Below are 1,594 nucleotides of genomic sequence, written 5' to 3' on the forward strand. Positions count from 1 at the left end.
AAATGCAAAATACCCATCAAACGCGTGAAACATGTGTTTGATGGGTATTTTGTGTATTTTTATGAATAAATCAGGTTATATATATACGGATTAAGTTCAGACTGTTTTGAGTATATCTCTGGTGAAAATTGAAAGCAATCGCGGAATGACGCTCAGTCGTAATTTTTTCAACCACAAAGACGAGCCCCCAAGTTTGAAAGAGAAGGGCATCATTATTGCTTTTTAATAGGTACGGACAGCTTCCATTAAAAATAGTATTTACGAAAAGCCAATGGATATTTATAAAATAATGAATCAAATAGAATTACAATTACTTTCAAAAGAAGTTCAGAATTTTGCTAAATGATTATGTTAAAATTTACTAAAATATCACTTTTCGACACCATTTATCGTAAAATAACCATTGATTATAAAATTGAAATCGCTTACACTATAAACTAAAGTTAATTAATAAAAAAGTCATTTATAAAATCTGAAAGAGGGACATTTAAAATGTTAGAAAAAGAATATCGAGTTAATGCCGAAACCGGAATTATGGCTAGACCTGCGACCCAGCTGGTCATGGCCGCAAACGACTATCAAGCAAAAATCACTGTTTTTTACCGTCAGCAACGCGCTGACCTCAAGTCAATCATGGGCGTAATGTCGCTTGGAATTCCTAATGGCAGCGACATCCGGATTCAAGTAGAAGGTGAGGATGAAGTTGAAGCCATGAATGGGATTGATGAACAGCTGAAGACTGAAGGACTGGTTGAAGATGTAGACGTGAGACGGGAAGCTTAGAAATGACTTTTCGTCAATTAAATTTCATGATGATCAAATAAAATCACTAGCTATTGAGTTGTTTTGTTGCTCAATTAACGAGTGACTTTTGGGTTGTTTTCCAATGAGTTAGCTAAAGGAGATTCTTCATGCCCACCACTAAACTTTCCGTTCCACTCATTACCCAGCGGCCAGAGTTACCGACCGGTTGTGAAATTACGGCCGTGACAATGATGCTGCGGTATGCTGGCGCAAATGTCGATAAAGTTTCACTTGCTCATGAAATGCCGTACGACCACTTTGATCCAAATAAGGGCTTTGTAGGAGATCCATTTACCGACAATGGGGACAGTATCTATCCATCAGCGTTAATTAAGCTGATTACGAAATACGCTGGAAAAGCGGTCAACTTAAGTGGTCAGCCGATTAACGAATTGAGCGAGTACCTTGCTGATACGAAGCATCCGATTGTAACTTGGGTTGGTCAATTTGACGGTTTTAATACCCATGCGCTGATTATGACCGGATTTGATGATAAATTGGTCTATTATAATGACTGTTGGACCGGTGAACAAACATCAATGCCAATTTCAGCTTTTGAAGCAATTCGAATGTACAAACAAAAGCTGGCGTTAAGTTATTAGTAGAGATTGGGAAAGGCGATTTGATCCCAGAATTTAAGTGAAAAAAGCAACGCATTCTGGTTTTTGAATGCGTTGCTTTTTTGGCTTAAATTCTGGGATCAGCTGTTTGTCGGTAAGCACTAAATAATTGGACGTATTCAAAAAGGCATTCGAGCATGTTATTCTTCAGATAACACAATCGAATGCCT

The 1,594-nt window shown here is 37.7% G+C and carries 2 protein-coding genes; both read left to right on the forward strand.

What is annotated here, in order from left to right:
• The first annotated feature begins 492 nt into the window (after positions 1 to 492).
• Complete coding sequence (locus QUF07_RS13905) at positions 493 to 783, forward strand: HPr family phosphocarrier protein (protein WP_217164786.1); 291 nt, start codon at positions 493 to 495, stop codon at positions 781 to 783.
• A 128-nt stretch (positions 784 to 911) separates the two neighbouring features.
• The gene (locus QUF07_RS13910) at positions 912 to 1,406 is read left to right on the forward strand and encodes a C39 family peptidase (protein WP_289428188.1); all 495 of its coding nucleotides are present in this window, start codon (positions 912 to 914) and stop codon (positions 1,404 to 1,406) included.
• Positions 1,407 to 1,594: the final 188 nt, after the last annotated feature.

This window comes from Lentilactobacillus sp. TOM.63 (assembly GCF_030361045.1).
Taxonomy (GTDB): Bacteria; Bacillota; Bacilli; order Lactobacillales; family Lactobacillaceae; genus Lentilactobacillus; species Lentilactobacillus dabitei.